Source organism: Synechococcus sp. BA-120 BA3 (genome assembly GCF_034931285.1).
Lineage (GTDB): Bacteria > Cyanobacteriota > Cyanobacteriia > PCC-6307 > Cyanobiaceae > Cyanobium.
In genome coordinates, this window is record NZ_JAYGHZ010000069.1 from 1 (window position 1) to 6,944 (window position 6,944).

Sequence of the window (6,944 nt, forward strand, 5' to 3'; positions counted from 1 at the left end):
GCGATCGGCCGCGGTCTCGACTGGAACCGGGTGGTGCTGGTGCAGCTCATCACCGTCTCGGCTCTGGTCGCCGTTTCCACAGCACTTGTCGGCCCCGTCACCTTTTTCGGCCTGTTGATCGCAGCGCTTGCCGAACGGCTCACATCCTCGCGCCGGCATGGCTCCGTCTTCGTCGTGGCCATGGCTCTCGGCGTCAGCGTGCTGGTCGGCGGACAGACGCTGTTGCAGCACGGGCTTGGCCAGGCCGGCACGCTCTCTGTCGTCGTCGATTTCCTCGGCGGCCTTGTCTTCATCCTGCTTCTGTTTGCGAGGCGAACCCGATGATCGAATTTCAATCCGTCAGCCTTGATCGCGAGGGCCAGCGCGTGCTCGAAGGCATCGACCTCGTTCTGCCGAGGGGTGGCCTCACCGCCCTGGTCGGCCCGAACGGGGCTGGCAAATCGACGCTTCTCTCGCTTGCCGCCCGGCTGTTGCCGCTGCAGCAGGGATCCGTCACCATCGACGGGCTGCCGGTCGGCTCGACACCCGGCAAGGTGCTGGCCAAGAAGCTCGCGATCCTCCGGCAGGAGTCCGGCCCGCCGCCACGCGTCAGCGTGCACGAAATGGTCGGCTTCGGCCGCTTCCCGCATAGCGGCGGGCGGATGACGGCTGAGGACAAGGCGATGGTCGAAGAGGCGCTTGCCCGCTTCGAGTTGGGCGATCTCGCCAACCGCTCGCTCGACCGCCTCTCCGGCGGCCAGCAGCAGCGGGTGGCCATCGCCCGCGCCCTGCTGCTCGAGCCCCTCCTGATCCTGGCCGACGAGCCCACCGGCAACCTCGACGAACACACCGGCGAGCAGGTGCTCGAGCTGCTGGTCGACCTCACCCGCCAGCACGGCCGCACCCTGATCATGGCCACCCACAACGGGGCCATCGCCGACCGGGCCGATCGGGTGCTGCGGGTGCAGGAGGGCCACCTGTTCGAATCGTCCGCCCCCGCGGCTGCGGTGGCGGCATGAGCCAGGGGGATGCACCGCCCGTGGTCCGCAGCGGGCCCCTGTGGCGCCTGGCGGCCCGGCGCTGGCGTCGGCGCCCGCTCCAGTACCTGCTCTGCATCCTGGGCATCGCCCTGGGGGTGGCGATGCTGGTGTCGATCGATCTGGCCAGCGGCTCGGCCCAGCGGGCCTTCTCCCTCTCCACCGACGCCATCACCGGCCGCACCAGCCATCGCGTCGTGGCGATCGGCCCCGGTGGTGTCCCCGACGCCACCTTCGTGGCGCTGCGCCGCCGCTTCCCGGAGATCCCCGCCGCGCCGGTGATCGAGGCCTACGGCCGGGCCGAGGAGCTGGACGGGGAACTGCTGCGGCTGGTGGGGGTGGATCTGTTCAGCGAGGCGCCCTTCCGCGGTCTGCTGGGCGGCGAGGGCGATGGTCAGGGGGGCGGCGGCCAAGGTGGCGGTGGCCGACCAGGGGGCAGGGGCTTCGTGCCCTTCCTCACCGAGCCCGGCACGGCGGTGATCGCCGCCGAGACCGCGGCGCGCTTCGGCCTCCACCCCGGCGCCGCCGACGCCTCCGGCACCCTCCATCTCGATCTGGGCGGGAGGACGTCGGCCCTGCGGCTGGTGGGCAGCGTCAGCAGTGGTTCGGCCCTGGAGCGCCGGGGGCTGGAGACCCTGCTGCTGGTCGACATCGCCACCGCCCAGGACCTGCTCGCCCCCGCCGGCGCCGCGGCGGCCCCGGCGCTGGGCCACATCGATCTGATCCTCGAGGGCCCCGCCCAGGAGCACGCCATCCGCACCTGGCTGCCTTCGGGGCTGAAGCTGGAGGCGGCGGCGGCACGGGGCAACGCTGTGCAGCAGATGACGGCTGCCTTCGAGCTCAACCTCACCGCCATGAGCCTGCTGGCCATGGTGGTGGGCATTTTTCTCATCTACAACACGGTCACCTTCAGCGTGGTGCAGCGCCGCAGCCTGTTCGGGGTGCTGCGCTGCCTGGGGGTGACCCGGGGCCAGCTGTTCAGCCTGATCCTGGGCGAGGCGGCCCTGTTCAGCCTGGTGGGGTCCCTGCTGGGCCTGGTGCTGGGGGTGCTGCTGGGGCGCACCGTCGTCGGGCTGATCACCCAGACGATCAACGATTTCTACTTCGTGGTCTCGGTGCGGCAGATCAGCCTCTCGGGGTTCACCCTGGCCAAGGGGATGCTCGTGGGGGTGGCGTCGGCCCTGGTGGCCTCGGCCCTGCCCGCCTGGGAGGCGATGGCCACCCCGCCCCAGATGACCCTGCAGCGCTCCAGCCTCGAGGCCGGCTGGCAGCGGCTGCTGCCCTGGTTCCTGCCGGCGGCCGTTCTCAGTGGCGGCCTGGGGGTGCTGCTGCTCCGCTGGGACAGCCGGGGCCTGGTGCCTGCCTTCGCCGGCCTGTTCGCCCTGCTGATGGGGGCCGCCCTGCTGATGCCGCCGGTGCTGGCCGCCGTCATGGCGGCCCTGGGCAGGGCCGGTGGCGGTTTCGGTGTGGTGGCCCGCCTCGCCCCCCGCGACATCCTGCGCTCCCTCAGCCGCACCGCGGTGGCCGTGGCGGCCCTGATGGTGGCGGTGTCGGTGATCGTGGGGCTCTCGATCATGATCGGCTCCTTCCGGGGCACGGTGGTCACCTGGCTCGACCAGACCCTGCAGGCCGACCTGTTCGTCTCCCCGCCCAGCACCACCGCCAACCGGGTGCTGGGCAAGGTGGATCCCGCCATCGTCCAGGCCGTCGCGGCGCGCCCCGACCTCCGGGCCGTGGTCACCTTCAACAGCTTCGATGTGCACCTGCTCGACCAGGACCGGGACATCACCCTGATCGCCGCCGGTGGCGACGTCTCCGCCGGCCGGCGCCCCTACGCCTGGGTCCGCCCGGGCGTCGACGATCCCTTCGCCGCCCTGGCGGCCAAAGAGGGGGTGATCCTCTCCGAGGCCGTCTATCTGCGCGATGGCCAGGGCGCCATCCCCGAGCAGGTCAGGCTCGAAACCCCTGACGGCGAGCGCAGCTTCCCGGTGGTCGCCGTCTTCTACGACTATTCCTCCGACCGCGGCAGCGTGCTGATGGACCGCGCCCAGGTGGCGGAGCTCTGGCACGACGACAACGTCGCCTCCCTGGGTCTGTTCCTCGCCCCGGGCGTGGAGCCCGAGGCGGTGGCGGCCGACCTGCGGGAGGGCTTCCGCAGCCGCCAGAGCCTGCTGGTGCAGACCAACGGCGCCCTGCGGCAGGGATCGCTGGAGATCTTCGATCGCACCTTCGCCATCACCGGCGCCCTGCAGTTGCTCACGGTGCTGGTGGCCTTCATCGGCATCTTCAGCACCCTGATGAGCCTGCAGCTGGAGCGGGGCCGGGAGTTTGCCGTGCTGCGGGCCGGCGGCATGACGCCCCTCCAGCTGGGGCGCCTCACCCTGCTGGAGACCGGCCTGATGGGCCTGCTGGCCGGCATCTGCTCGATGCCCCTCGGCTACGTGCTCGCCTGGGTCCTGGTGCATGTGATCAACGTGCGCTCCTTCGGCTGGACCCTGCAGATCGCCCTGGAGCCCCGCTTCTTCGTCCAGTCCCTGCTGGTCGCGGTGGGGGCGGCGCTGCTGGCGGGTCTCTACCCGGCCCTGCGCCTCGGCCGCATGAACATCAGCGAGGCCCTGCGGCAGGAATGAACCACCCCCATCCCCTGCGCACCCTGCTGGCCCTGGTGGCCGTGCTGCTGCTGGGCCTGGCCGGAGCGACCCCGGCCGGGGCCAGCAGCGGCATCCGCTGGGGGGAGGCGCCGGAGCCCGAGGGATTCGACCGGGCCTTCACTCCGCGGGACTGGCAGTTCCCCGCCGACTTCGGCCCCCATCCCGCGTACCGGACCGAGTGGTGGTACTACACGGGCAACCTGGAGGGCGACGACGGACGCCCCTTCGGCTACCAGCTGACGATCTTCCGCCAGGCCCTGGCCCCCGCCGTCGCCGACGACTCAGCCTCTCCCGATCCCGCTGGGGCAAGCGCCGGCTCCCGCTGGCGCACCCCCCAGGTCTTCTCCGCCCATTTCACCGTCAGCGACATCACCAACGGCTCCTTCCTGCAGGAGGAGCGCTTCGCCCGCGGCGCCCTGGGCCTGGCCGGCGCTGAGGCCGATCCCTATGCGGTCTGGCTCAACGACTGGCGCATCAGCGCCGAGGGCCCCGACCGGGTGCGGCTGCAGGCCGGCACCGACGCCATGGCCATCGACCTGAGCCTCCGCCAGAGCCGGCCCCCGGTGCTCCAGGGCCAGGACGGCCTCAGCCGCAAGGGGCCCGAGCCCGGCAACGCCTCGCACTACTACTCCCTGGTGCAGCAGCCCACCGAGGGCACGGTCACCGTGGCGGGCCACACCTACGCGGTCCGTGGGGTCAGCTGGAAGGACCATGAGTTCTCCACCAGCGTCCTCAGCCCCGGCACCGTCGGCTGGGACTGGTTCTCCGCCCAGTTCGAGGACGGCTCCGCCCTGATGCTCTACGGCCTGCGCCGGGAGGACGGCGGCAAGGAGCCCTTCAGCGGCGGCCGCTGGATCGCCGGCGACGAGGCGGTGGAGCTCGGCGCCGACGACTACACGCTCACGGTGAAGCGCAGCTGGCGGAGCCCCCACAGCGGTGCCACCTACCCCGCCGCCTGGACCCTCACGATTCCGCGGCTGGATCTGGAGCTGGCGATCACGCCGCAGATGGCCGACCAGGAGCTGACCACGGCCTCGGCCACCTACTGGGAGGGGGCGCTGCGTTACGAGGGCCACCGGGGCGATCGGCCGCTGCGGGGCCGCGGCTATGGCGAGCTCACCGGTTACGTCGACCGCCTCGATGGTCTGCGGGGTGGATGATCGGCGAGGATGGCCCCAGCAGGAGCGAAGGGCCATGGCAGCAGCGGACCATCCCGGGATCCCGTCCCCCCCTTCGGAGGAGGCCGACGCCACCGCCGGCCCGGCCGCCGAGCATCCCCACAATTTCGAGGTCCAGAAGGAGATCCACCGCCGCATCCGCAACGACCCCGATTACGACGACTGGGAGTACGGCACCGAGCCCCTGCCCCATGAGGCCTGGGTGGAGCGGCAGGCCGCCGCCTCAGGGGAGCGCCCGGCGGGGGCCTAGGCCCCGCACCAGCAGCAGCCCCCCCAGGCAGGCCACGGCCATCAGCAGCCAGAGTCCGGCCCCATGGCCCTGGCCGTCCAGCAGCCGGCCGGCCAGCAGCGGCGCGCCGAAGCCGCTGATGGCGAAGCACTGGGATAGCAGCGCCAGGGCCAGGCCCTGGTGCTCGATCGGGCTGCGTTCCACCACCGCTTCCGTGGCGGTGGGCAGGAAACAGGCGATCCCGAGGGCCAGGGGCAGCTGGGCGAGCAGCAGCAGCGCCAGACCCCGTTCGCTGAAGGCGGAGGCCGCCAGCAGCAGGTTGCCGGTGGCGAAGCTGAGCAGGCTGAGGTTCAGACCTGTCGTCACCGGCCGGCGGGCGAGGGCCTGGCCCACCGGCCACTGCAACAGCAGCAGCAGCGCCAGCTGCAGGCCGATGGTGAAGGCACCCAGGCTCACCGGCAGGGCGCGCCGCAGCAGGCTGCCTCGCACCAGCTCCAGGGGCAGGGCGCTCTGCATCAGGGCCGGCATGGCCGTGGCCAGCACGGCGACGGCCAGCAGCGGCACCAGGCCGGGCAGCCAGGGGCCCCAGGGACTGGGGTGGGCCAGCCGTTCCCTGGGCCTGGGATCCGGCAGGCCCCGGTACGACAGCACCAGCAGCAGCAGCAGCATGCAGCCGATGTCCACGGCGTAGATGCCGCGCAGCCATCCCCGCCAGGCGAGCACCGCCCCCACCAGGGCTCCGGCGGCAATGCCCAGGGCATCGGCGCTGCGCATCAGGGCGAAGGCCCGGCCCGAACCCACCGGCATGCCCGACCCCACCGCCGCGCAGCTGAGCGGCACCGCCAGCTCGATCGCCGGCCAGTAGAAGCCCACCGCCACCCCAAGCAGCACCTGCCCCTGCAGGTAACCGCCGAAGGAGCCGGCCGCCATCAGCCGGGCGTCGCCGGCGATCGCCATCAGGGCCGTCAGCAGCACCGGAACCGCGCAGTTCAGCCCCCGATCCAGCAGGAGACCGCTGAGGATCCGGCCGAAGGTGCCCGCCACGGCGGCCAGGGCCAGCCCTTCGGTGACGTGGGCCGCGCTGAACTGCGCCTGGTGGAACACCATCGGCGTCAGATAAAGCACGCCGCCCGCTCCGAGCATGGCGATGACGCGAATCAGGGCGAGATGGCGCAGGGCTGCTGGAAACTGGGTGAACCAGGACCGCGCCCTGGCCCTCCCCTGTGCCTGTTCCACTCCGCCTTCGTCCGTTCAAGGGTCTGCTGGCCAGTCTGCTGATCGCCGGGACGCCCCTCGTGCCGCCGGTGGCTGCGGCGGAGGTGCTGGAGCTCCGCTTCGATGGCCTGGAGCTGCCGGTGAACCTCGAGCAGCTCGACGGCTGGACCCGGAGCCCCGCCGGCCGGAGCGGCGGCGGTGGGGATCTGGCGGTCTGGCTGGATCTGCTCGACCCCCGCAGCCGCCAGGACCTCAAGATCCTGCTGCGCGCCCCCCTGCTGCGGGACACCAGCTTCGGCCAGCAGCTGCTCGACAGCTGGGCCGGCAGCCAGATGATGGCCCGTCTTGGGGACCTGCTGACCACGGCCGATGGCCGCAGCACCACGGCGGTGCTGCAGACGACGCTGCGCCGGCTGCTGGAGTCCCGTCAGGACGTCTCCACCATCGGCCTGCTGCGGGCCCTGCCGGTGCAGCGGCTGAGCCTGCAGCTCGACGGGCTCTACGAGCTGGCCGTGCAGTGGCGTGAGCAGATCGACCTGCAGCGCCAGGCCCTGCGGCGCCTCCAGGCCCTGGCCCTGCCGGAGCGCCGCACCGGCCCCCTGGCCTTCGCCGATCGCACCCCCCTGAGGCCCCGGCGGCTGGGGCTGGCCGTGGC

At 72.2% G+C, this 6,944-nt stretch carries 7 protein-coding genes; 6 read left to right on the plus strand and 1 reads right to left on the minus strand.

Going from position 1 to position 6,944, the window contains the following annotated elements; genetic code table 11:
- From VB737_RS04720 to VB737_RS04740, 5 genes are all read left to right on the plus strand, one after another.
- A partial coding sequence (locus tag VB737_RS04720; protein ID WP_500311562.1) for an iron chelate uptake ABC transporter family permease subunit occupies window positions 1-324 on the plus strand: 324 nt, incomplete at its 5' end.
- A gap of 41 nt (window positions 325-365) precedes the next feature.
- Window positions 366-998 (plus strand): ATP-binding cassette domain-containing protein, encoded by a 633-nt coding sequence (locus VB737_RS04725; protein WP_500311564.1) that lies wholly within the window; start codon window positions 366-368, stop codon window positions 996-998.
- Window positions 995-3,646 (plus strand): ABC transporter permease, encoded by a 2,652-nt coding sequence (locus VB737_RS04730; RefSeq protein ID WP_500311566.1) that lies wholly within the window; start codon window positions 995-997, stop codon window positions 3,644-3,646. The genes VB737_RS04725 and VB737_RS04730 overlap by 4 nt, the downstream gene beginning before the upstream one ends.
- A complete protein-coding gene (locus tag VB737_RS04735; protein ID WP_500311568.1) occupies window positions 3,643-4,827 on the plus strand; it encodes a lipocalin-like domain-containing protein in 1,185 nt (394 codons plus the stop codon). The genes VB737_RS04730 and VB737_RS04735 overlap by 4 nt, the downstream gene beginning before the upstream one ends.
- 34 nt (window positions 4,828-4,861) lie before the next feature.
- The gene (locus VB737_RS04740) at window positions 4,862-5,095 is read left to right on the plus strand and encodes a hypothetical protein (RefSeq protein WP_500311570.1); all 234 of its coding nucleotides are present in this window, start codon (window positions 4,862-4,864) and stop codon (window positions 5,093-5,095) included.
- Here the strand turns inward: VB737_RS04740 and VB737_RS04745 are convergent.
- Window positions 5,069-6,310, minus strand: a complete 1,242-nt coding sequence (locus VB737_RS04745; protein WP_500311572.1) for an MFS transporter — start codon at window positions 6,308-6,310, stop codon at window positions 5,069-5,071. The two genes, VB737_RS04740 and VB737_RS04745, sit on opposite strands and share 27 nt — an antisense overlap.
- On the opposite strand from VB737_RS04745, the gene VB737_RS04750 reads away from it, so the two are divergent.
- Window positions 6,298-6,944 (plus strand): alpha/beta hydrolase (locus tag VB737_RS04750; RefSeq protein WP_500311574.1); only part of this gene is annotated, 647 nt, incomplete at its 3' end. The genes VB737_RS04745 and VB737_RS04750 overlap by 13 nt on opposite strands.